22 protein-coding genes are annotated in these 22,295 nt (G+C 52.3%); 14 read left to right on the forward strand and 8 right to left on the reverse strand.

Going from position 1 to position 22,295, the window contains the following annotated elements; genetic code table 11:
* Positions 1-40 precede the first annotated feature (40 nt).
* Positions 41-454 (forward strand): transcriptional regulator, encoded by a 414-nt coding sequence (locus tag EDB95_RS15765; protein ID WP_133994765.1) that lies wholly within the window; start codon positions 41-43, stop codon positions 452-454.
* On the opposite strand, the gene EDB95_RS15770 is transcribed toward EDB95_RS15765, so the two are convergent.
* The gene (locus EDB95_RS15770; RefSeq protein ID WP_133994766.1) at positions 447-1,931 is read right to left on the reverse strand and encodes a carbohydrate binding domain-containing protein; all 1,485 of its coding nucleotides are present in this window, start codon (positions 1,929-1,931) and stop codon (positions 447-449) included. The genes EDB95_RS15765 and EDB95_RS15770 overlap by 8 nt on opposite strands.
* A gap of 151 nt (positions 1,932-2,082) precedes the next feature.
* Here EDB95_RS15770 and EDB95_RS15775 point away from each other — a divergent pair, with 151 nt between their 5' ends.
* The 5 genes from EDB95_RS15775 to EDB95_RS15795 all read left to right on the forward strand — a co-directional run bounded on the left by EDB95_RS15775 (position 2,083) and on the right by EDB95_RS15795 (position 6,145).
* Complete coding sequence (locus tag EDB95_RS15775) at positions 2,083-2,427, forward strand: Lrp/AsnC family transcriptional regulator (protein ID WP_246073651.1); 345 nt, start codon at positions 2,083-2,085, stop codon at positions 2,425-2,427.
* A gap of 1 nt (position 2,428) precedes the next feature.
* On the forward strand, positions 2,429-2,851 hold the full coding sequence (locus EDB95_RS15780) for a hypothetical protein (protein ID WP_133994767.1): 423 nt from the start codon (positions 2,429-2,431) through the stop codon (positions 2,849-2,851).
* Positions 2,852-2,952: 101 nt separating this feature from the next.
* A complete protein-coding gene (locus tag EDB95_RS15785; RefSeq protein WP_133994768.1) occupies positions 2,953-4,209 on the forward strand; it encodes a hypothetical protein in 1,257 nt (418 codons plus the stop codon).
* An 81-nt stretch (positions 4,210-4,290) separates the two neighbouring features.
* The gene (locus EDB95_RS15790) at positions 4,291-5,253 is read left to right on the forward strand and encodes an NADP-dependent oxidoreductase (protein WP_133994769.1); all 963 of its coding nucleotides are present in this window, start codon (positions 4,291-4,293) and stop codon (positions 5,251-5,253) included.
* Positions 5,240-6,145 carry a helix-turn-helix domain-containing protein gene (locus EDB95_RS15795; protein ID WP_133994770.1) on the forward strand — a complete coding sequence of 302 codons (906 nt, stop codon included), beginning with the start codon at positions 5,240-5,242 and terminating at the stop codon, positions 6,143-6,145. Before EDB95_RS15790 ends, EDB95_RS15795 begins: the two co-directional genes overlap by 14 nt.
* Before the next feature lie 7 nt (positions 6,146-6,152).
* Here EDB95_RS15795 and EDB95_RS15800 read toward each other — a convergent pair whose 3' ends face one another.
* Positions 6,153-6,890 carry an SDR family oxidoreductase gene (locus EDB95_RS15800; protein WP_133994771.1) on the reverse strand — a complete coding sequence of 246 codons (738 nt, stop codon included), beginning with the start codon at positions 6,888-6,890 and terminating at the stop codon, positions 6,153-6,155.
* Positions 6,891-6,944: 54 nt separating this feature from the next.
* A complete protein-coding gene (locus EDB95_RS15805; protein ID WP_133994772.1) occupies positions 6,945-7,490 on the reverse strand; it encodes a Crp/Fnr family transcriptional regulator in 546 nt (181 codons plus the stop codon).
* 59 nt (positions 7,491-7,549) lie between these two features.
* Here EDB95_RS15805 and EDB95_RS15810 point away from each other — a divergent pair, with 59 nt between their 5' ends.
* Genes EDB95_RS15810 through EDB95_RS15825 form a run of 4 tightly spaced genes read left to right on the forward strand, consistent with a single transcriptional unit; the run spans position 7,550 to position 11,271 of the window.
* Positions 7,550-9,319, forward strand: coding sequence for a serine hydrolase domain-containing protein (locus EDB95_RS15810; RefSeq protein WP_133994773.1), 1,770 nt, complete (start codon positions 7,550-7,552; stop codon positions 9,317-9,319).
* Positions 9,320-9,324: 5 nt separating this feature from the next.
* Positions 9,325-9,690 carry a VOC family protein gene (locus tag EDB95_RS15815; RefSeq protein WP_133994774.1) on the forward strand — a complete coding sequence of 122 codons (366 nt, stop codon included), beginning with the start codon at positions 9,325-9,327 and terminating at the stop codon, positions 9,688-9,690.
* A complete protein-coding gene (locus tag EDB95_RS15820) occupies positions 9,662-10,183 on the forward strand; it encodes a hypothetical protein (RefSeq protein ID WP_133994775.1) in 522 nt (173 codons plus the stop codon). The genes EDB95_RS15815 and EDB95_RS15820 overlap by 29 nt, the downstream gene beginning before the upstream one ends.
* Complete coding sequence (locus EDB95_RS15825) at positions 10,180-11,271, forward strand: alpha/beta hydrolase (protein WP_133994776.1); 1,092 nt, start codon at positions 10,180-10,182, stop codon at positions 11,269-11,271. The genes EDB95_RS15820 and EDB95_RS15825 overlap by 4 nt, the downstream gene beginning before the upstream one ends.
* On the opposite strand, the gene EDB95_RS15830 is transcribed toward EDB95_RS15825, so the two are convergent.
* Positions 11,256-11,621, reverse strand: coding sequence for a winged helix-turn-helix transcriptional regulator (locus EDB95_RS15830; RefSeq protein WP_133994777.1), 366 nt, complete (start codon positions 11,619-11,621; stop codon positions 11,256-11,258). The genes EDB95_RS15825 and EDB95_RS15830 overlap by 16 nt on opposite strands.
* A gap of 11 nt (positions 11,622-11,632) precedes the next feature.
* Between EDB95_RS15830 and EDB95_RS15835 the strand changes: the two genes are divergently transcribed.
* Positions 11,633-12,562: a zinc-dependent alcohol dehydrogenase family protein gene (locus EDB95_RS15835; protein ID WP_211352109.1), complete on the forward strand. Its 930-nt coding sequence runs from the start codon at positions 11,633-11,635 to the stop codon at positions 12,560-12,562.
* On the opposite strand, the gene EDB95_RS15840 is transcribed toward EDB95_RS15835, so the two are convergent.
* Positions 12,552-13,394 (reverse strand): helix-turn-helix domain-containing protein, encoded by an 843-nt coding sequence (locus EDB95_RS15840; RefSeq protein WP_133994778.1) that lies wholly within the window; start codon positions 13,392-13,394, stop codon positions 12,552-12,554. The two genes, EDB95_RS15835 and EDB95_RS15840, sit on opposite strands and share 11 nt — an antisense overlap.
* Positions 13,395-13,463: 69 nt before the next feature.
* On the opposite strand from EDB95_RS15840, the gene EDB95_RS15845 reads away from it, so the two are divergent.
* A complete protein-coding gene (locus EDB95_RS15845; protein ID WP_133994779.1) occupies positions 13,464-14,390 on the forward strand; it encodes an NADP-dependent oxidoreductase in 927 nt (308 codons plus the stop codon).
* Here EDB95_RS15845 and EDB95_RS15850 read toward each other — a convergent pair.
* Positions 14,362-15,006, reverse strand: coding sequence for a DUF2306 domain-containing protein (locus EDB95_RS15850; RefSeq protein WP_133994780.1), 645 nt, complete (start codon positions 15,004-15,006; stop codon positions 14,362-14,364). The two genes, EDB95_RS15845 and EDB95_RS15850, sit on opposite strands and share 29 nt — an antisense overlap.
* Positions 15,007-15,063: 57 nt before the next feature.
* Between EDB95_RS15850 and EDB95_RS15855 the strand changes: the two genes are divergently transcribed.
* Together EDB95_RS15855 and EDB95_RS15860 are read left to right on the forward strand one after the other, a co-directional pair.
* A complete protein-coding gene (locus tag EDB95_RS15855; protein ID WP_133994781.1) occupies positions 15,064-15,807 on the forward strand; it encodes a YARHG domain-containing protein in 744 nt (247 codons plus the stop codon).
* An 84-nt stretch (positions 15,808-15,891) separates the two neighbouring features.
* Positions 15,892-17,250 (forward strand): tetratricopeptide repeat protein, encoded by a 1,359-nt coding sequence (locus tag EDB95_RS15860; protein ID WP_133994782.1) that lies wholly within the window; start codon positions 15,892-15,894, stop codon positions 17,248-17,250.
* Here EDB95_RS15860 and EDB95_RS15865 read toward each other — a convergent pair.
* Positions 17,229-19,799 carry an alpha-L-rhamnosidase gene (locus EDB95_RS15865; RefSeq protein WP_133994783.1) on the reverse strand — a complete coding sequence of 857 codons (2,571 nt, stop codon included), beginning with the start codon at positions 19,797-19,799 and terminating at the stop codon, positions 17,229-17,231. The genes EDB95_RS15860 and EDB95_RS15865 overlap by 22 nt on opposite strands.
* Positions 19,800-19,853: 54 nt before the next feature.
* Positions 19,854-22,295, reverse strand: coding sequence for an ABC transporter permease (locus tag EDB95_RS15870; protein WP_133994784.1), 2,442 nt, complete (start codon positions 22,293-22,295; stop codon positions 19,854-19,856).

Consider the following 22,295-nt stretch of genomic DNA (forward strand, 5'->3'; position numbering starts at 1 on the left):
GCCCCTCGCTTTTGCCGCTGCGTTGCCCTAACTTTATTTTATGGAAACACACATACTTCCAAAAGACATCCGTCTTTGTTGTTTTGCCGCCGATTCCTTCCCCGACGGTATCGTGGCCGCCTTTCAGCGTCTGCATTCCAGCATTCCCAACCAGGATGGAAGACGGGTGTTCGGTCTTTCCTGGCCCGACGGCAAAGGCAGCATGATCTACAAGGCGGCGGCGGAAGAACGCTATCCGGGTGAGGCCGAACAGTATGGCGCGGAAGCCTATACACTGGCCAAAGGAGAATACATCGGGCTCGATGTGGACAATTTTATGGATAATGTCACATTGATCGGCAGCGCCTTCCGTCAGCTTGTCGACGCTCCCGGGGTACACCCCCATACGATGGGTGTTGAAGAGTATCTCAGCGGCACCACGGTACGTTGCATGGTACCGATGGCCATTAGTTAAAGGTTACGTCGTCAAACCACACCGTCCCCGTATTCCCCTGCGAATTGAGGTGAATTTCACACATGGCCGTGCCGGAAGGTGCGACGCCCGTTGCCACCAATTGCGTCCACCCAAAAGTCCCTGACGGCGCATCCGGCGAGAAATCCTGTGACAAATAATTGCCGTTTTCGTCAAACCACGCCATCGATATGCCATTGGAGCCGGTTGCACCGGCCCCTTTGACCCAAGCCGAAAGGGTATAGGTTGTACCGGGGGAAACCGGTTCGATCGGGTTCAGGTAGAAACTGGCCTGCCCCGATGCACTTTGCGTACTGTGGGAGATAGCCGCCGAAGCGACCCCGCTGTGTGCAACGCTTGAATCCCTGGCAAAGGTGGCCGTAAACCCCAGGGCGGCGTTCTGGTAAATGCGCCAAAGCACCGGCAACCGGCCATCTCCCTGCTCAAACCCGTTGTTGAAAAGCGTACTGGGTTTCCCCCCTTCAAGGAGGTTTTGGTAGGTGGCCATGACGGGTTTGGCGGAACCGTCCAACCGGAACATGCCGAAGTAATATTGGTCACTGGTCGTGCTATAAGGGATGGCCGTCGAGGCGAAGTCACTATATATCCAGGGGGAGGGAAGGGGCAGCCCCAGATCGAGGGTGGAATTGACGAGGTACCTGTAAAAATATTCCTGGTAGGCCTCCTGGGAAGTTGTATTCAACGCCAGACCCGAGGGGGAGGATTGATTTTGCGGATAGGTGGAATAACCGGATTCTCCTATGAAGAGCGGCACAGTGCCGGTCATCGCCTTTACACGGCTAAGATCGCTATACAGGAGCCCGTCTGTATTGTATTCATGATAACTATAGAAGTCCGGGGGCGTGGCGGCAAGGCCATTGACCAGGAGCTGCATCCGGTCTACGTCATATTCGGAAATCGTCACGGGAATGCCCCCATCGATCTTTTTGGCATAAGGGATCATGTTCGCCGCCCATTTGATCGCGACGGCAGACGTGTCGATTTCGTTGATCAGCTCGATCTCATGGATGGCGGCATTGCCGGCCAATGGCTTCACGACCGCGTTCATCCATTGCTGGCTCCCATTCAGGTCTTGAAAGCTTTGCCAAAAATCAAACAGCGTCAGGTGTATGCCGAGTTTGTTGTTTCGGGCTATGCTGATCAGGGTCGTTAGCTTGCCCAGTTCGGCAGCCGTGGGTTGCGGATAGTCAAAAACGCTGTCGACGGCCTGCAGGATAATGCGAACGGACGTAAACCCCTGTGCCGAGATTTTTGCAAAATCGGTTTGCACGGTGGCCGAATCCCAGTTTTTCCACATATTGGTCCAGCCGTTTTGGGCGGGATAGTAGTTGATCTCTTTTGTATTGGCCAGCAAGGTGGATAGCGGAACCGCGTCGCCGGACCCCGGATTAGGGTTGCTGACGTGTTTGTTACAGCTAACCAATAGTATAAGAAGGAGGAAGGGTACAGGTCGAATCATTTTTTCGACGTTTGACGATGCTACGAAGCGGGCGTTTAATGTCAAGTGATTATTAATGTAATAGCGGATATAAACTAATAGTTGCTTTCAGAAATGAATATTGTAATTACTAAATAACAAATGTATTAGATTTATCGGAAATATATTAAGCATGATAGATGCTTTCGACGGCAAAATATTAAAGCTGCTGACCCAGAACGCCCGCATGACCGGCGCGGAGATCGCCAGAAACGTAAACCTTTCCCTGCCCGCTGTGACGGAAAGGTTGCGAAAGCTCGGGAGGTCCGGGATCATCGATCAGTATACGATCAAGCTGAACAGGAAACAACACGTGGCCGGAGATAGCGATTTGCTGCTAAAAGTCCTGGTAGCAGATACGGCGGCCCTGGAAGAGCTATTGGTACGTAAAATAAAATCCACAAAGGCGGTTACCCGTACAAGCACCACCATTATCCTCAGCACATATAAAGAAGAGGTCAACCCAAAAACGTTATAGTGTGACACTGGAAGAAACAACCCGGCTTGTTGAACAATTTGAAAACGCCACGTTACCAAAAGAGCAATGGACGCATACCGCCCATTTTGTCATGGCGCTTTGGTATTGTATGCATCATCCGCTCCCGGAGGCAGTTCGGAAAATACGGGAGGGGATAAAAAAATACAATGTCAGCGTGGGCGGTCAAAACACCGACACTTCCGGGTATCATGAGACGATTACCCTGTTTTACACCACGGCGATCGCCCGCTACCTGGTTACCAACGGTATCACCTCATTGACGGATCGGCAAATCCTGGTATTTTTGCAGCAACCGTTTGTGACAAAGGATTTTGCCCTTCAGTTTTACAGCAAAGAACGACTGATGAGCAAAGAGGCCAGGTATCGTTGGATCCTGCCGGATTTGTCCGACGCAGGTTACTAGCATATATATTTGAACGCAGTTATTGCCGGAATGACGCAAATATAAAATAAGGAGTCATAATTATATTATTTGGTATAAATTAACGATAAACACCTGTCGTTATGAAAAATGCCAAATATATTGCCCTGATTGCGTCCGGGCTTATACTGACTTTTGGATGCAAGAAATCCCTAAATTCTTCCGTAGATCTTACCAAAGGCGCAAAAGCCGGCTTTGTGACGAACGCTGGCTGGCAGACACCCACCATCTGGGGCAGGATTACCCGTTTTGACATCGGCAGCGGCAACGGATCCGACTGTCTCTTAGCGTATGACTGCTGGTCAGACCAGGTCTCGCTAACCCAGGTCACCGGCGCCAACTCCACCACGATCATGATGTCGTACTCGGGATTTAACCTGGTCGGCGGCGGAAATGTTCCTACAAATGACTGGTGGTCCGATGTGACCGATCAATTTGCCGAGTTCGGGGGCTGCCACGTTATTCCCTTGGACGTCAATAAAACCGGACACGAAGATCATATCCTGGTCTATTTTCCGGGTCGCGGCTGGTGGTGGCTTTTGTCTTACGCCGGCAACGGGCTTTGGAACAATGAGGGATCGGGCATGTCTGGCATCGGTGGCTATGATCTCGCGGGTGGGACTTTTACGGATAAGATCGTTGCCTATGACTATGGTGACGGCTATAAGGACGCATTGATTTGCTACCGGCCTGGTAATCAATTTTTTTGGGTCCTTGTAAATGAGAATGCCGGCGCTACCTCATCGAGCAACCATGCCAACTGGGTAGCGGTGGTAAAAAGCAGCGGTGGTGTCGGTGGGTATGACCTTAAAGGCATGTATGACCAAATCGTTCCCGTTTCTATCAATAGTCCGGGCAATATGGACATCGTGTGTTATCGACCGGGCTTGAGCTTTGTGTGGTGGGAAACCCACAGTGCATACAGTACGGGCTGGTCGACCGTCTATAGTACCCGCAGCGGCCTGGCGAACAACTCCTTTAACGAGCTGGGAGACCGGATGACCCCTGTCAATATCAGCTCCAGCGGGACACCTGGCTATAATGCCGACGTATATACCATGGGCTGGCGCCCGGGTGATGGCATATTCTATGTCGACAACTATCAGTATGTACCTGCCTACGGTTTTGTGGAAGGCTGGGAGCCAAGCGGTGGTTTGAATTATCCGATGACCCATAATCCCTATTCCCCTTCTGTGACCTACGAAGGGGATCATATTCTGACCTTTAGCCCCAACGGACAGGGCAACAGCAGTATACTTTTTTATTCAAACGGTACCGGCGCTCCATCGCAGATCTATGAGTGGAACCCCGGTTCGGAAACGTATACCCAAGTATATTAGGAAGTTTGACTGAAACAAGCCGCCTTTCGGCTAAACCTGTTGTACGATAAGCGCGGACCTTTGTGCAAATACAACAGCACAATGAAAGCGATCAGAATTCATGCATTCGGTGGACCGGAGGTGATGCAATTGGAAGAGGTAGCATGCCCTGTCCCGGCAGCCGATGAAATTTTAGTAAAAGTCTTTGCAACAAGCGTCAACCCCGCGGATTACATCATCCGCAAGGGCGGGAATGATTTGCTGAGGCCGTTTTTGAAGTTGCCTTTGGGGTTGGGATTGGACGCGGCCGGTGTCGTGGAAGAAGTGGGGAGTGACGTAAAGGATTTTAAAAAAGGCGACAAAGTGTATGGTGTTCCCAATTTCCCGGGCGGCGGCAGCTATACGGAATACCTCACCGCAAAAGCGAGCCGGTTTGCATTGATGCCTCAAGACATTCCCTTTAATGAAGCCGGTGCGCTCCCTTCCTGTGCACTGATCGCCTGGAATGGCATCGTCGATTTGGGAAAAGTACAACCAGGCCAGCGCGTTTTGATTCATGGTGCCGCGGGTGGCGTGGGAAACCTGGCGGTACAGTTTGCCAAGGCAAAGGGCGCCTATGTGATCGGTACGGCTTCGCCTTACAATTTCGATTTTTTAAAGAACCTTGGCGCGGATGAAGCGATCGATTACAACCATCAGACCTTCGGACATTTGCTGGATAACATTGATCTTGTTTTCAATGCCTCGCCGGTGCGTGATCCCGAAACAAGGGTAAAGTCGGCGGCTGTGTTGAAAGAAGGCGGTATTTTTGTGTGTACGCAGCTGGATGCTCCCTTTGATGATGAGCTGAAGGATGCGTTTGCAAAGAAAAGCGCAACGGCCACGCTGGTGGGTTTTGCCGCCTCCTTGACGGGAACGACGAAATTGATCGAAGAAGGCAAAGTGAAGGCGGTGGTTAGCAAGGTGTACCCATTGGCGCAAGTGGCTGAAGCCCATCGGGAAAGCGAAACCAAACACGTCCGTGGCAAGATTGTATTGGAAATAAGAAAAAATGAAACGGTTTAACACGATCGGCGAATTTCTACAGTTCAGGCAGTTGCCAAAGCCGGAACACCCGTTGATTTATGTATTTAAAGTGGAACCCGTCGAATGCGCGCGGATAGAAGCGTCCCAAAGCTGGGTGTATGACTTTTATGCGGTTGGCCTGAAAAGGGTTTCCAATTCCCACAACGCCAAATTAAAGTATGGGCAACAACAGTATGATTTCGACAGCGGGATCATGTCTTTTGTGGCGCCCGGCCAGGTGTTGAGTCTATCGCTGGATAACCAAGTCCAAACCATAAAACAATCAGGATGGATGATGCTTATCCATCCTGATTTTCTTTGGAATACGCCGCTGGCCCAAATGATCAGGAAATATGATTTTTGGGATTATTCGGTTCACGAGGCTTTGTTCCTTTCAGAAAAAGAGGAGGCCACGCTGGTTCATATCCTGCAAACCATTCAGCAGGAGTGTCAGTTGAATATTGACAAGTTTACCAAAAGCATCATCATTTCGCATATCGAAACCCTGCTCAACTACGCCGACCGGTTTTACCATCGCCAGTTCATTACCCGCGAAAAAACAAATCACCAGGTGTTGGAGCGCCTGGAAAAATTGCTGGATGAATACTTTGACAGCGGGAAGGGGCTTCCCACTGTCGGATACGTAGCGCAATCCCTGAACCTGTCGCCAAAATACCTGAGCAGCCTGCTCAAGGTGCTGACCGGCCAAAATACACAGCAGCACATTCATGAAAAGCTGATCGAAAAAGCCAAGGTTAAATTGTCCACCACCGATCTTTCCGTCAGCGAAATTGCCTACGCGCTGGGATTTGAACATATCCAGTCGTTCAGCAAGCTGTTCAAAAACAAAACCAGGCTCTCCCCGGTCGAATTCCGGCGGTCTTTTAATTAAGGATAGACTACCAGGGAATTTCCCCCGTTTCCGGGTTTGTTTCCTCGCTAAAGAATTTACCGGTAGGACCCTCGGGACCAATCAGGGCATATTTGATAATCCGTTTCGCCGCTTCTTCGACCGATCCGGTGCCCCGATGACCGTTAAAGTCGGTTTTGATAAAGCCCGGGTCCACAGCGTTTACTTTGAAGGACGTACCGAGTAGTTCGAATGCCAGGTCGATCGTATACATGTTCAGCGCGGATTTGGAGGGATGGTAGACCGCGCCTTTATGCTGGTAGTATTTCCAGGTTGGATCGCTTTGAAGGGTAAGCGAGCCCGCGCTGGAGGATACCATGACGATACGGGGCTGGGGCGATTCCCGCAGGAGACCAAAAAATGCCTGGACGACCCGGATCACGCCGAAGTAATTGGTCTCAAATACTTTTTTGAATTGATCCATACCGGCGGAAATAGGAGATTGGGGCATGCCGCCGTTGATGCCGGCATTGTTAATCAAAACGTCCAGTGCTGTGGTCTTTGCCCCGATGGTGGTTCGCGCGGCCCTTACCGAATCGTCGTCGCTGACGTCCAATTGAATGGCCTCCACATGCTGTAACCCCTGCGCTTTTAATTGTGCGGCGGCTTCCCGGCCCTTGTCCAGGTCGCGGCTGCCCAGGTAAACCTGAAATCCTTGTTGTAATAGCTGACGGGCGGTTTCAAGGCCGATGCTTTTGTTGGCCCCCGTGATGAGCGCTGTTTTCATTTTTTTGTTATTTGGCGCAAAGCTGGCGCTTAAGAAAATGAAAACATTTGCCTTTTAGCAAATCTTTTTCCTGATCCGGCTTAAGGTCGATTGGGTTATGCCCAGATAAGAGGCTATATAAGACAGCGGAATCCGGTTGGCCAGCGTGGGGTATTTGTCCATGAATTCAAGATATCTTGTCTGGGCGTCCTGTGCGACAAGGGGCGTCACCCGCGTCAATTTTTCGTTCAAGGATTTCATCTGTATTTTTTGGGTAATATCCTCCCAGCCGGCGATTTCCTTCCAATCCTCGTTTGACAATACCAACATCCTGCAATCGGTCGCTGCCTGGATATATTCTGTAGACGGGGCATTGTTGAGGTTGATGAGCAGGTGGTTTTCTTCTATGAAAATTTTTGTAATCTCTTCGCCTTTGTTGTTGTAGTAGCAAATTCTGATGATGCCTTCGATGATAAAGCCGACCTGTCTGAAGACTTTTCCGGCTTCTACAAAGTATTCCTCTTTGGGGAGGATTGTCTCCCTGCCTTTTTTGGAAATTAAATTAATTTGTTGTTCATTTAAATGCGCAAATTGCAGGAGGAAGTGTATGAATTCGTTCATGGAGCAAATGTAGTATCTATGCGGATATTATATTTGTAGGACTCCACAAAATTGAACCTATGTTTTACTACTATGATGACAGCGGTATCCCGGACCAACTGCACACCCTGGTCCAGGAATACGGGCCAAATGGCATCGCTGCCCTTGCGTTTACCCCTTCCGGTGGTTGGGTGATCGTGTCCATGAACGGCGACTACTGCGCGAGTGGTATCCCCGACGACTGTTTTCAACAACTGGTTCAATATATCAATAACGGAGACCTGATCAACGTCATGGCATTTACACCGGATGGCGGATGGGTCATTGTAACCAACACGGCCTATTGTGCCAGCGGCATCCCGGATGACTGTTTTAGCGCACTGGTTTCTTATTTCAACGCCGGCTACGCCATTACCTGTATCGCCTTTCCACCCGCCGGGGGGGACAGCTGGGTCATTCTGGCGGGGGGGATCTTAACTGCCAGCAATATCGACGACGAATGCTTCCAGTTTCTTTGCAACTACCTGCCCAGCACAAGACAAGCCCGGTGGGTTGTTTTTCCTCCCCAGGGCGGTTGGGCCATTCTGGCGGGCGATTACTATGAAGCCCGGGGGATCCCCGATGACTGCTTTGCGCAATTCGGCGCATTTATTCAAGCCGGCGCTTTGCCGGACCTCCTGGCCTTTGCGCCGGACGGAGGCTGGTCGCTCATTTCCAATACGCCGGACCCTTACAATCCACCCGATACCATCCGTCAGATCGAAGAGAATATTATGTATGGAACGGGGAGTACCGATACCATCTGGAACCGTATGCGTCATTACAATGTCCCCGGCGTCAGTATGGCGGTCGTTCTGAACAACCAGGTCGCCTGGGCCACCAGCTATGGAACGTTGGAAGAGGGCGGGGACCAATACGTCTATACCGATACGGCATTTCAGGCGGCTTCCTGCAGCAAGCCGGTATCCGCTTTGGGATATTATCAGCTTGTGCAAAACGGGCTTATTGCATTCGATGCGAATATAAACCCTTACATGCCATGGAATCCGCCGGTTTGCCCCTCAGCCACGCCGTCATGGTTGAGCCTGGTCACCATTCAGCTCCTGTTGCAACACCGTGGCGGCATCAGTGGGGAGGGGGTTCCCGACCCACAAAACCAATGCAGCAATTTTGGTGGATTTTCCGGGTATCCCAATGTGCCAGGCCAATTGATCCCGTCGTTGATGCAGATCCTGGAAGGAGCGCCCCCCGCTAACTCAGGGCCCATACAATTGACTTATGAACCCAGCCTGACGTCACCGCAATACTATTCCGGACCGGGGTATATGATCATGATGTACCTCTTGGAACAACTGACCGGCCAGGACTTCGGGACATACATGCAAACAAATGTCCTGGCGCCTTTGGGCATGAACAACAGCAGCTTTGACCTGTATATACCCGCCAACCTTTCCAGGGCCGCTGCCGGTCATGATCAAAATGGGAATATGTACCCCGGAGGGGGAAACAATCATCCCGAAGCCACCGCGGCCGGTCTTCGCACCAATCCGACGGATTATTGCCAGATGATCTGTTGCCTCAACCAGAACGGCACCCTTAATGGAAACACCATTCTAACCCCCGGCAATGTCAATTATATGGTTCAACAATCGACGGGGACGTTCAGCAATTGGGCCCCCAATGCGCAAAACTTCAACTATTGCCACAACGGCATCAACGCCGGTTTTAAATGCATCTTCTATGGGTTCTCTGGTATCGGGGCGGGTCTGATGATAATGACGAATGGTGATAACGGGGATAGTTTGTATACCGAAATTGCGACGACGGTCGTACAAATGTATAATTGGTAGACATTATGAATTTTACAAAACTTGTTCCCAACGTATTTTACACGGACATCACAATGGGCCTCAGACTTTTTATTGACTGCCTGGGGTTTAGCATCGGTCATGATGAATTGAATACGGATCATCCTTTTTGTGCCATCGAGAAAAATGGATTGTCTTTACTCTTGTTCCAAAATCAGGAATATGCGGAAAAAGACAGGCCTGAATTCAGGCTGGTAACAAACGATATTGAAGAGGTATATAAAAAGGTGTCCTCAACGCATCCTGAGTTCTTGCATCCAAACCTCAAGGAAATCACCCTTCGGCCCTGGGGCGCCAGGGAATTCGCGTTAAAAGACGATTCCAATGTTTGCATCATCATTCAGCAGTGGTAAAGAGGCTCATCTTTTCTTCGCGAAATCCTATAACGGCGCCTGCTGGTCTCTTATAGAGCAAAAGGAAAGGTCCATCGAAGAAACGGCCCGGATGATCAACCTGGCACACGCCTCCCTGTTGCACTGGAGCGAAAGCCCGGAATGTACACCCGCCAACGTACAACGCGGCGAATGGCTGATCGCGATGGCGTATGCGGTCACCGAAAGGGCCGAGCCGTCGTATGTACACGCCAAACGGTGTCTCGATTTGACCATCAGCGAGCCGGACGCGATGATGGGTTTTGATGTGGCATACGCCTACATGATCATGGCAAAGACGCTGGCGCTAACGGGCCGGGAAGAGGAGGCGAAGGGGTATCTGGCAAAAATGGTGGATGCCACTGGTGCCAACAGCAATGAGCGCGACAGGCAAATATTCCGGGGCGATCTTCAACTGGGGAACTGGTATGGGTTGACGGAGTTGGTCCGGGAGGCAGAAAAGTCGATTTTATGAATCATATTAAAACAGGTGTGTGGTTTTGCATGCTATGGAGTGCAAGCCCGGCCCTCGCCCAACCACCCATCCGAGATCCGCATACACGCGGTTATGTACGGGCCACGGAACTCCCGGACAGCGCCAATCCTTCCCCCGGCGCCAATGGAAATTTTATTATTGGCCCCACGCATAACCCCGCACCGGAATCGACGGTACAGGCGAACGTACCGCAGGGGACCATCTACCGGTTTACCATGGAGTCGAAGGATAGCAAAATCTATCCCGGCATCGCCCGGGAACCGAAGACATTTGGCACCCCGGATCCGGAAAACCCCGCCAGGTTAATCGTCACCACAAGCCATCCGGCTCCATATACCCGCCTGGTGACCGTGTACGTCCCCAAACAATATGTTCCCGGTTCCGCAGCGCCGTTTATTGTGGGCGCCGATGGGCCGGACTACTTGCTTTTTACGGTACTGAACAACCTGATTGCCGAGGGCAAAGTACCGCCCATGATTGCCATCTCTATTGGCAATGGCAGCGGGGATGCCCAAGGCAGCGAACGGGGCCTGGAATACGATGCGATGAACGGGGTATATGCAGAGTTTGTAGAAACCGAAGTACTGCCGCTGGTAGAAAGTACGTGCGGGGTAAAACTAACCAAAGACCCCGCCGGCCGCGCGACCATGGGGGGCAGTTCGGGTGGGTCCTGCGCCCTGATCATGGCGTGGTACCACCCGGAATGGTATCACCGTGTGCTGACCTATTCCGGGACGTATGTCAATCAGCAATGGCCCTATAACCCGGAAACACCGCACGGCGCCTGGGAATTTCATGAGCACCTGATTCCAAAGAGCCCTGTAAAGCCATTACGGATATGGATGGAGGTGGGGGACCAGGACCTTTTTAATCCAAACGTTATGGGTGATGGTATGCATGATTGGGTGGTCGCCAATGAAAATATGGCAAAAGTGCTCGCTGGTAAGCACTATCCATACCAGTTTGTTTTTGCCCGCAATGCCAGGCACGTGGATCATAAAGTAAAAATGCAAACGCTTCCCGAAGCGCTGGAGTGGCTTTGGAAGGATTATCACCCGGCGAATTGATGCACGTTTCGATGCCGGGTCCCCCATTCATGCAGATAATTGCAAATCGGTAAAAGCTCCCGCGCGCTTTCGGTCAGTTCATATTCTACCCTGGGCGGCACTTCCGGGAAAACGGTTCTTTTGACAAGGCCATCCTCCTCCATTTCGCGCAGTTGCAGGGTGAGCATCCGTTCCGTCAAACCCGGAATGGCCTTTTTGAGCGCACCGTATCGTTTTGGTGCGTGCTCCAGCGCCGACAGGATCAATATTTTCCACCTGCCGCCAATCATCTGCACGGCATACGTCATGTTACAGGTTGTCAAGAACTTACGATTCTTGTAGTTCGTGGAAGTCTCTTTGACTTTTCCCATTACATACATTTTTGTGTGTACCGGCGCCCGGCCCACAGGAGGTTCGCATCCAGGTAAAAGCCATCGGGTTAAACCGCGCCGACACTATGTACCGGCTCGGCATTTATGATGAATATCCCATTTTCCCGGCGCGGCTGGGGTATGAGGCCGCAGGTATTGTGGAGGCTATTGGTGATGGCGTGGAAGGTGTTGCGGTGGGCGATGTGGTCAGCGTGCTGCCGGCTTTTTCCCTGCATCAATACGCCACTTATGGAGCGCTGATCGTTGTTCCGGCCTATACCTTGCAAAAGCACCCCTCCTCCTTGTCTTTTGAAGAAGCTGCTTCGGTCTGGACAAGTTATCTTACGATGTACGGAATGGTGGTCGATGCGGCGAATGTACAACCGGGACAGTATGTGGTCATCACTGCGGCATCCAGCAATGCGGGGCTGGCGGCTATACAGGTGGTCAATGGTGTAGGGGGCATTCCTATTGCGGTGACCACTACGGGTAGAAAACGGGATGCCCTGGTGACAGCGGGCGCTGCACACGTCATTGCGGCAGATGAACAGGATGTCGTAACGGAGGTGCTGAAAATTACTAAGAACAACGGCCCGGAAGTCATACTGGACCCCGTAGGCGGCCCCTTGCTGACAAAGCTGATAGACGCGGTGGCCGTTAAGGGTAAGGTGTATATTTACGGCGGGTTAAGCCCGGAACCCGCCTCGCTCTCCGCGCTGACGTTGGTGCGCAAAACGCCCGCCCTCTATGGATATAATGCGACCGATGTACTACTCAATCCTTCAAAGCTGGGGGCCGCGATACAGTTTATTTATGAAGGTATTGCGAAAGGAAAGCTAAAACCCGTTGTCGGCAAAACGTTTCCCTTCGACGAGATCGTAGCCGCAACAAAGTTTCTGGAAGCCAACACGCATATCGGTAAGGTGGTCGTTACGATATGACCTTATTTGCCCGGAAGGCTTTCGGGCTTACGCCCTTGTTGTTCTTAAAGAATTTAGTCAGATGGCTTTCGTCGGTAAAGCCAAATTCGTCCGCGATTTCCCCGAGGCGTTTGTCGCTATGGATCAGGCGGTGTTCGATCAAACTCTGCCTGTAGCCGGTGATATATCGTTGCAAGGTGCTGCCGGTTTGCTGTTTGAAGTATTTCCCCAGGTAATTGACGGAAATATTGAAGCGCGAACAAAGGTATTCCGTCCGCAGCCTGTCGGGGTTGTAAATATTGGCCTGGATAAAGTGTAAGATGTTGGCGGTTTGTTGATGGGTATGGTCGCTCAGGTCAAGGTGATGGAATTTGGCGATGTTCCGGGCGACAAGAACGATGAGCGTGTTGACAAAGTGGTGGATCAATTCCTGGTTGTACAGGTCGGGACTTTCGTTTTCCCTGAGGACGGCGTCGACAAGGGGCTCCACCAGTTTTTTGTCGACGGCGTTTTTGAGGATACAGCCGGGCTTGTGGTTGGCGTTTTGCAGGATGAATTCGAGGTTTTGGATGTTGCCGCTGGATAGCCCGGACTGTTGGACATAAATGTCATTGAACCGGAGGAAAAAGAAGGTAGTGGTTTCCGTTACCTCGAACGCGTGGCAGTCGGTGGGCGTGATCAGGAACATGTGGCCTTTGCCATATTTGAACTGGCTTTTATTGATACACTGGATACCCGCACCCTTGACAATATAGACGAGTTCGAAAAAACTATGGTGATGTGGCGCACCCGGACCTTCATCAACCGTTAAAAACTCGATCGAAAAGGGTTTATGCAGATTTTCCCTGATCATGGGATGTACTCGTTTTTGGCAAAATTATACCAATAATGGCTCTATAGCCTGTATAATTTTGCCTGTATTATGAAAGCAATCATTGTACAGGCGCCCGGCGATGTCCGCCAGTTGCAGCCGGTGGATATTGCCCTTCCGGAACTACAGACCGGAGAGGTATTGGTTAAGGTGAAGGCCATCAGCATCAACCCGGTGGATGTCAAGAGCCGGGCGGGGAAAGGGGTCTACGGCCGTTTGAAGGAAGAGCAGCCGTTGATCCTGGGCTGGGATATCTCCGGCGAGGTGATACAGACCCGATCGGACCGGTTCGCCGTAGGGGACGAGGTGTTCGGTATGGTCAATTTCCCTGGCCATGGCAAGGCGTACGCCGAGTTTGTGGCCGCACCGGCCGACCAGTTGGCATTTAAACCGGCGACTATTTCCCATGAAGAGGCGGCAGCCGCAACGCTGGCGGCATTGACGGCCTGGCAAGTCCTCGTCCAACGGGCGAACGTGCAGACAGGACAACGGGTACTGATCCAGTCGGCCGCGGGCGGCGTTGGCCATTTTGCCGTGCAGATCGCAAAGCACCTTGGCGCTCATGTAACCGGCACGGCGTCGGGTAAGAACAAGGATTTCGTGTTGGCACTGGGTGCGGATGCCTATATCGACTACACGAACGCCGACTGGCACAGCTACGGGGATCAATTCGACTTTGTTTTGGATACCATCGGTGGTGACCATTCACTGATTATGACAAAGCCCGGCGGGACGTTGATCAGCATTCCAACGGGGCTTGGGGCCGACGTGATAGAAAGATCGAAAGCCAAAAAGGTGGATGCCGCGTTTTATCTGGTTCAGTCCGCCGGCAAGAACATGGCTGCGCTCGCGGCACTGATCGGACAGGGGGTGATCAAGCCACACGTTTCCGCTCTTTTTCCATTCGAGGACATGGCCGCCGCCCATCTGCAGGTGGAGACCGGGAAGACTATCGGGAAGGTCGTGGTTCGCCTATAGCAGCATAACGCTTACGGATGAGCCACTCTGCAACGACCAGGTTGGGCACAAAGCCCATCCAGGCCACGATCATGTATGTATCCAGGGGACGGAGGTGGAATAAGGTAATCAACAGCCACTTCCAACCCCGCAGGGTAATGGCCGACAGTGTCAGGGCATAGCTGCGGTACATCCAGTCGCGGTGGGCGTCAAACTGTTTTGCCACGGCCGTCCGCCAGGCTTTGGCGGTGGTATACATCCACAACACGGAAAGGCTGGTAAATGCAATACGCGACGGGATGCCCCCGTTCGCCAGCAGGGCCATAATAAACGAAGCGGGGCCGGTGACAAAAAGAACGGCCACCACATAACATTTCCCCACAGCCCGGTGAATCGTCCTATACCGGTGCAGCAAAGCCTTTGAAAACTGGGTAAAGCCCGCCGCCAGGACAAACATAGATGTAAATACATGTACAAAAAAGGCGACAAGCCAGGGGGTAATATGGATATATTCCTGTTTTATTTGCAGAAAAGCCGCGTCGGTGCGCACCGGAAGGTACTGCAGGGTGATGTTCCCCATCAGCACAAAGAAAAACGCGAACAGGAGCAATAGTCCGTATCGATAAACAATAGGCATCAGGAATAAAATTATATAAAAAAAGTTTCATATTTTCCTGTTCTAAACCGATTGCCTATGACTCCAACAAAATGGATGATGCCCGTCATCGCCCTCTTTTCTTTCGCCGCCGGCTGTAAAAATCCCAGCGTCGTGAAAGATACCGCCGCAGCCCATACCCTTACGGCGCCGGCCAACTCCATTACCGGTACGTGGACCGGTATGTTCGAACCAACAAGTAACAACCAGGTCTCCTCCAATAAAATCACCCTGTTTATTGACCAAATGGACGGGGGTAATATATATGGCTACAGTGTTTGTGCAGGGAACGACCGCCCGTTTAAGGGGACCTATACGGATGACGGGGATAAGATAACGGCCACGCTCAAAGAGCCCGGTAACGGTGATTATGATGGCACGTTTGCGCTGGTCATCCAGAAAAATCCGCTCTCGCTCTCCGGCACATGGACGCCTTTCAAATCCACCTTGTCCAGTCGTCAATACACCCTCGTTCGAAAGAATTTTGTCTACGACCCGGCCGCGGGAAGGTACGCCGAAACTTCCGCAAGATTACTGACCAGCGATGATGTCAACAACCTCCTCAAGGACGAACTCCGCTATATGCGCAACGAGATATTTGCGAGACACGGGTATTCCTTCAAGATAAAGGAGGTGCGCGCCATGTTCGACAACCAGGACTGGTATATGCCGATATCCACCGATGTCCGGAAAAAGCTGACGGGCATAGAAACGGCGAATGCCAATCTTATCAAGCGGTATGAGTCGTATGCGGATTCGAGTTATGATGACTATGGACGGTAGGGTAGGGTGAAAACACCTTTTTTTCCCCAGATTTTAAAGTATAATTTGAAACATCTATTTTTTGCTTACCTGTTATAGATGTTTATGAAAAAAGTGACCATGATGCTTGCTTTGTTCCTTTTGGCAGGCTGTAATGGCAATAACGCCGATAAAACTGCCGAAGGAAACAACAAGAAAGAATTTTATGACCTTTACAATAGCACATTAACCTATTATAAACTTGGCGAAAGCAATGCCATGTTGGATTATGCGAAGGAGATGCTCCTATACGCCCAATCCTTAAACAACGATTCATTCGAGGTTGTGTCGTACAAGATGGTCGGCAATTGTTACTACCTGCTGAATGACCATATTTCCGCCATAAATTATTACTTCACCGGGATACAACTATGCGAGAACCGGCCGGCCCTGACACATCTTCTACCCGAACTGTACAATAATATCGGCTTTAACTATAGTAAGTTGGGCGTCCAGGACAAGGCCCTCGAATACTTAAAAAAGGCGGAAGATATAGCCTCCAAAAGTGAAGCTAAATCAATCAATGTATATATTCTCGAAAATTTAGCGGAGACATACCTGAGTTTGGAGAGACCCATTCCCGCCTTGCACTATCTGGACCTTGCCACCAAACTGAACGAGAAATTCAAGGATAAATATATTCAGGCCTCGATCTGCCTGGACTATGGAAACGCTTATTACAAATTGTTTCTTCAGAACCATTCCGCAGACGAATTAGCGCTTTCAAAATATTATTTTGAAAATGCCATTGCCATTAGTGATGCGACACGGGATTTCAAGCACTTTTCCAATTCCACTTTAGAGTATGGCAATTTCTTTTTCAAACAGGGTCTTTTTGATTCGGCCCTTATATTCACAAAAAGGAGCCTCGACACCGCGATAAGATACAATTACAAAGACAATGTCGTGGGTGGCGCGAACCTGTTGCAAAAAGTATATGCCGCGCAAGGAAATGAGCATCAGGCGTATGTTTCTTCGCTTCTCGGTAAGAAGATTACCGACAGTATGTTGTCCGTAAACAATATCAATCAGCTATTGGCCCTGACTTTTAATGAGGAGGTGCGCGAGAAAGATGCGGCAGCAAAAGAGAAGGAGAACCAAGAGCAAAGAATCAGGCATATCGAGAGCCTGCTCATCGCCATTATCTTAATCACTTTGGCGACGGGTTATTTAATCATAGCAAGAAAGATAAGGACAAAGCCAAAAGTGATTGTATACATTGGCAGCATCGGGTTATTAATCATGTTTGAATTCATTAACCTGCTGGTACACCCCCTGGTGGAGACCTATACCAATCATTCCACGCCGGGGATGTTGTTGGTGCTGGTGTTAATTGCTGCCATCCTGATACCCATACACCATCGGTTGGAACGATTTGTGGAAGCACATATAGAGAAGAACCATCAGCGCTCCTCCGGTGCCTGATAGCGGAACGTCCCCGCCTTTATTAGCCGCTCCGGCTGTCCCGGCAACTTCAGCACCGCTTCGGTACCCGGGGGAAGCGTTACCCGGTATTCCCAACCCTTACCAGACGTTGTCCAGGCAGACGTGATCCGCCCATAGGGACAATCATGCGAACAACTGAAGTACCCGACCCCTGGAATGATGTGCGGTTCCAGCAGGACCCTTCGGAAACCGGGGTTTGCCGGGTCCGGGCGTATACCCCCCAGCGCCTTGTACATCCAGGCGCTGATCTCGCCAAACATGATGTGGTTCCTGGAGATGTCGGTTTTGGCCTCCATAGGCCAGTTCTCCTGCAGGGCCGTAGCGCCGTTGACGATCCAGTATCCCCAGGAGGGCTCCTGGGTACTGCTTGCCAACTGGTAGGCCAGGCCGGCGTAGCCGTTTTCGGAGAGGGCGTTGAGGAGGGTCTTGGTGCCAAGGAGACCGACGTCGAGTGTGACGCCGTCGGCTTTGACGCGGCCGGCCAATCCCGCCGCGGTTTTGGCCTTAAGGTCGTCTGGTACCAGTCCTCGGTACAACGCCGTGCTGAGCTCTGTTTGGAAGCCCTGGTCGTAGTTACCCGTGGCCGGGTCAAGGTATTTTTTGTTAAAGGCGTCTTTGATGTGGTTGGCGAGGCTGTCGTAGTTACCATCCTTGCGGCGGAGGATTCGCGATATGTCTGCAAGGATTTTCGCATCGGTATAATAGAACGCGGTCGACGTGAAGGGGACCGGTGTCTGCGACTTTACCGGGATCCAGTCGCCCAGGCCCCAGGTGCAGATGCCGTCGGGGAAAAGGGACGCCAGATGGTCGACGTAGCGTTTGATGGCGTCGTAGTTCTGGGAAAGGATGGCCGTGTCGCCGTAGAAAAGGTATACTTCCCAGGGAATGATCGCTACCGAACTGGTCCAGTCCGGGCCGTTGCCCCATTCGTATCCCCAGCCGTCAGACGGGATGATGCTGGGGAGCACGCCGTTGGGTTGTTGTTCGTCGCGGTGGTCGGCCAGCCATTTTTCGTAGACGGTGATGCCGTCGAAGTTGTAGAGACCGGTCTCGACCGCGGTATGCGCGTCACCGGTCCAACCGTTCTTCTCGCGTTGCGGACAATCCGTGGGATAACCGAAAAGGTTGGACAGGTATGAATTGTTGGTCGCGGCCCAGATCTTTTGGAGGATGCTGTCCGAGGTTTGAATGTCGCCGGAGGGTTTCACATCGGAGTGCATGACATAGGCCTTGAGGCGCTCTATGACGATGGGTTTGCTGGCCTTTACCTCCACATATTGGAAGCCTTTGTAGTTGAAAGCCGGGCTGAAGGTTTCTGTGGGCGCGCCCTTGCAAATGTATATATCCGTCTGAAACGGATCGGTGTCATCGGTGGGCCGGTAATGGACATTGATGTTGGACTGGTCGACATGGCCGGTAGGGTAGAGGCGTTCGCCGTGGGTGAGGGTGACGATGGTACCCCGGGGCGCTTGAAGGGTTATTTCGGAAACGCCGGCGATATTCTTCTTTAAGGCGAAAACCACGTCCGTATCGCTGAATGGCCGGATGACCCTTGCGTCGAGTGTATCGACACGGCGGATGGGCACCATGGCCTCGGCCACGATGTGTTTGGAGGGGGCGTCTGCGTATTCCGGCTGCCGCCAGGCCGTGTCGACGCCCTCGTTATCGTTCCAGTGGGGGATTTCCTTATTCGCATCGTAGTGCTCGCCGGTATAGATGCTGTTGAAGATCGTTGGCCCCAGGGTGGTGCGCCAGTCCTTCCCGGTGGAGATGGTTTCGACCGTCCCATCGGTGTACGTTAGCCGAAGGTCCATACAAAACGACGGTCGCCCCCTCCAGGGGGCCTTGTCGAAATACCAGACTGCCGTCGACTGGAGGTTGTACCAACCGTTGCCCAGCTCGACGCCGATGGTGTTTTTGCCGGCTTGGATGTCTTTGGTCACGTCATAGGTGACGTACAGGTTCCGCCGGTCGAAACGGGTATACATGGGGTCGAGCGCACGGTCGCCAATTCTTTGCCCATTGATGTACAGTTGATAAAGACCGGCCACTGCTATATAGGCGCGGGCGGATGCCAGGGTTTTGGCCGTTGTAAAGGTCTTCCTGTACAACGCGGCGGGTTTCAAGCCCGTGTTACGGGTATCGTAAATCCAGGAGCCCTTCCAGTGTGCTTCCACCATCATGCCCGTTTCGAAGACCGCCGTCGCCGGGGTTCCGGCCCGGCCGTCCCGGTCCCAGGTTTGGACCGTCCAATAGTACCTGGTAAACGGCTGCAAAGGAGCGCCGGTATAGGGGACGAGCTGGGCAGTGGAGGCGATTTTGCCGGACGACCATACCGCGCCTTGTCCGGTACGCACGGTGATCCTGTAAGCCGTTTGGGCGCCCTGGCTCAACTGCCAGGAAAAGCGCGGGCGCGGGGCATCAATCCCCAGGGGACCGGACAGGTGTTCGCATTCCAGGTTTGTTTGGGCGGTGGCGGCCGCCGTTACGGCCAGTGTGGCAATGGCAAGACAGGTGCGTAGGAACATGGAGTAAAGCTAAGGAAGCGGCTCTATATAACTCTACTGGCCTTTCCTGCTTACTCATTCCACCCTCAAACTTTTCACCGGGTTGGCCCTCGCCGCGCGAATGGTCTGCAAGCTGACGGTGAGCAGCGCAATCACCGTCGCCGCGACACCGGCCAGCACAAAGATCCACCACGGCATCGACGTACGATAGGCGAAGTTCTGCAGCCATTGATGCGCACCCCAGCCCGCCAGCGGCGCCGCAATGACGGTCGACAGCCCCACCAAAAGGACGAATTCCCTCGACAGCAAGGTGACCAGTTGGGGAACACCCGCCCCTAGTACTTTTCGGATGCCGATCTCCCGCGTCCGCTGGTTGGCATTGAACGCCGCAAGACCAAAAAGGCCCATACAGGAGATAAAGATGGCGATGCCCATGGCGATGTTGAGGATCTGCGATGTCTGCCGTTCCTGCGTGTACAACTGTTCCAGCGATTCGTCAAAGAACCGGGACTGAAACAGGGCTCCCGGGTATAATTTTTTAAAGACCGATTCCATGTTTGTCATCAGTGTCTTTACCTCGGCCGCGGAGAGGCCGGTGCTGGAAAGTTTTACGCTCAGTTGGGCCCCGGCGCCTGCGTCTGAGGTGAAGACAAAGGGTCGTATCTTCTGATGTAAATCGTCCGAATGGAAATCCTTTACGATCCCGATAATAGTCGCCGATCCCCGAACGCCAATCAACTGACGGCCAAGGGCATCGGCCGGCCGGTGGAAACCCAGGGCCCTCGCCGCTGATTCATTCAGGATATAAGCCCGGTAGCCAGGTCGCGCTACATCCGAGAGATAGAAATTTCTCCCGGCGACCAGCGTCATCCCGTATAAGGATATATAGCCGGTGTCTATATCGTCCCCTCCCGGTAGGATCGTCACGTCCGAGGCTCCCTTATATTCAAGAGCAATACCGAGCAGCATATGGTTGAGCGATTCGGGATCGGCTGTGTTGAGGCTCACTTGCCGCACACCCGCCAGATGGCGGATTTCGGTGGCGAGGACATCTTTCCGGTTGTTGGGCTGGCCCCACGGAATATCGATTGTGACGATGGCGTCTTTATTAAAACCCAGGTCCGTATTGAGCATGTAATGGATCTGCCGCCCTACCATCATGGTGCCGATGATAAAGAGCAGACTCACCGTAAACTGGAAAACAATAAGGCCCTTGCGGAGGTAGCTTTTGGCGTTGAGCTGCCGGACACCCTGTCCCTTAAGGCTGGTTGCCGGCAGGAAAGAAGAGAGTGCCCGCCCGGGATACCAGCCGGCGATCAGACAGGTGACAAAGACCGTAGTGCCTATAAAGAGCCATGTATGGGGGTCAGCCGCGTGTAGCCGGACGCCTTCCGGAATAAAGCCATGAAGGACTTTAATAACAGGATTGGCGAGCAGGAGGGCGACTGCCATAGCAGCGACAACGATGATGCCGGTTTCGATGAGGAATTGCCGGACAATACCGCCGACGCTACTACCCATGACTTTCCGTATGCCTACTTCTTTTGCCCGCAGTATCGACTGGGCCGTAGATAAGTTGATGAAGTTGATAGCGGCAATGACCAGGATGAAGAGGGCAATGCCGGCCAGCGCAAACAGTGTAGGCTTATGTGCCCGGCGGCCATAGGTATCTCCATAAGCCGCATTAAAATGGATGTCTGCAAGCGGTTGCAGCAACAGGCTGGTCTTCATCCGATGCCGTTTGAAAAAGGCGGTGAATTGCTCTTCCGCCTGGGCGGTTGTCGTACCGGGAGCCAGCTTGACGTAGATATTTATATTGCTCCCCGACATGCTCCAGTTTTGGATATTCGTATTGAGAAAGCTGCGTTCGAGGGTACTATAGGAGATAAGGTCTTTGAAGCCAAAGTCTGTATGCTGTTCCCAGTCCTTCACGATCCCTGTGACGGAAACCGTCAGCGAATCTTCATACACAACGGAACGCCCCATCCAGTCTTCAGGCGTTCCGCCCTGGAAATAGCGCTTCGCCTCCGATTCCGTCAGCACGACCGAGAACGGTTTCAGCAGGGCCGTCGCGGGATCGCCCGCCAGCCACTGATAATGGAAGATTTTCAGATAGTCCGTATCGGCAAACGTAATATGATACGTTTGGTCGCCACTGATGGCAGGTATGACCCGGGCCGGCTGCCCCGCTCTCGGGATCAGCACACGGGTGTCATCGGTAAACAGGGTGGTCACAGCGCTAAAGCCGGTGGCCTCATGGCGCAAGGCGGGGCCAAGGGGACCCGACATTGCCGCATCATTGCTTTGTATGTCACTGCCGTTGTTCCTTGGAGGCACCAGCCGGTAGATCCGGTCGGCGTCCGCATGGAACTTGTCGTAGCTGAATTCAAACGCCACATACAGGTAGATCACCACGCAGGACAGGATGCCGAAGGTGAGCCCAAGGATGTTGATGGCAGTCGTCAACTTATGCCGGCCCAGGCGGCGCAGGGCGAAAAGCAGCTGTTTTTTGATCAT

This window comes from Dinghuibacter silviterrae, from assembly GCF_004366355.1.
GTDB classification, from domain to species: domain Bacteria; phylum Bacteroidota; class Bacteroidia; order Chitinophagales; family Chitinophagaceae; genus Dinghuibacter; species Dinghuibacter silviterrae.

Coding starts and splice junctions, on each gene's coding strand:
- EDB95_RS15765 (WP_133994765.1), top strand. CDS start 41: ATGGAAACACACATACTTCCAAAAGACATCCGTCTTTGTTGTTTTGCC.
- EDB95_RS15770 (WP_133994766.1), bottom strand. CDS start 1,931: ATGATTCGACCTGTACCCTTCCTCCTTCTTATACTATTGGTTAGCTGT.
- EDB95_RS15775 (WP_246073651.1), top strand. CDS start 2,083: ATGATAGATGCTTTCGACGGCAAAATATTAAAGCTGCTGACCCAGAAC.
- EDB95_RS15785 (WP_133994768.1), top strand. CDS start 2,953: ATGAAAAATGCCAAATATATTGCCCTGATTGCGTCCGGGCTTATACTG.
- EDB95_RS15790 (WP_133994769.1), top strand. CDS start 4,291: ATGAAAGCGATCAGAATTCATGCATTCGGTGGACCGGAGGTGATGCAA.
- EDB95_RS15795 (WP_133994770.1), top strand. CDS start 5,240: ATGAAACGGTTTAACACGATCGGCGAATTTCTACAGTTCAGGCAGTTG.
- EDB95_RS15800 (WP_133994771.1), bottom strand. CDS start 6,890: ATGAAAACAGCGCTCATCACGGGGGCCAACAAAAGCATCGGCCTTGAA.
- EDB95_RS15805 (WP_133994772.1), bottom strand. CDS start 7,490: ATGAACGAATTCATACACTTCCTCCTGCAATTTGCGCATTTAAATGAA.
- EDB95_RS15810 (WP_133994773.1), top strand. CDS start 7,550: ATGTTTTACTACTATGATGACAGCGGTATCCCGGACCAACTGCACACC.
- EDB95_RS15815 (WP_133994774.1), top strand. CDS start 9,325: ATGAATTTTACAAAACTTGTTCCCAACGTATTTTACACGGACATCACA.
- EDB95_RS15820 (WP_133994775.1), top strand. CDS start 9,662: ATGTTTGCATCATCATTCAGCAGTGGTAAAGAGGCTCATCTTTTCTTC.
- EDB95_RS15825 (WP_133994776.1), top strand. CDS start 10,180: ATGAATCATATTAAAACAGGTGTGTGGTTTTGCATGCTATGGAGTGCA.
- EDB95_RS15830 (WP_133994777.1), bottom strand. CDS start 11,621: ATGGGAAAAGTCAAAGAGACTTCCACGAACTACAAGAATCGTAAGTTC.
- EDB95_RS15840 (WP_133994778.1), bottom strand. CDS start 13,394: ATGATCAGGGAAAATCTGCATAAACCCTTTTCGATCGAGTTTTTAACG.
- EDB95_RS15845 (WP_133994779.1), top strand. CDS start 13,464: ATGAAAGCAATCATTGTACAGGCGCCCGGCGATGTCCGCCAGTTGCAG.
- EDB95_RS15850 (WP_133994780.1), bottom strand. CDS start 15,006: ATGCCTATTGTTTATCGATACGGACTATTGCTCCTGTTCGCGTTTTTC.
- EDB95_RS15855 (WP_133994781.1), top strand. CDS start 15,064: ATGACTCCAACAAAATGGATGATGCCCGTCATCGCCCTCTTTTCTTTC.
- EDB95_RS15860 (WP_133994782.1), top strand. CDS start 15,892: ATGAAAAAAGTGACCATGATGCTTGCTTTGTTCCTTTTGGCAGGCTGT.
- EDB95_RS15865 (WP_133994783.1), bottom strand. CDS start 19,799: ATGTTCCTACGCACCTGTCTTGCCATTGCCACACTGGCCGTAACGGCG.
- EDB95_RS15870 (WP_133994784.1), bottom strand. CDS start 22,295: ATGATCAAAAAACAGCTGCTTTTCGCCCTGCGCCGCCTGGGCCGGCAT.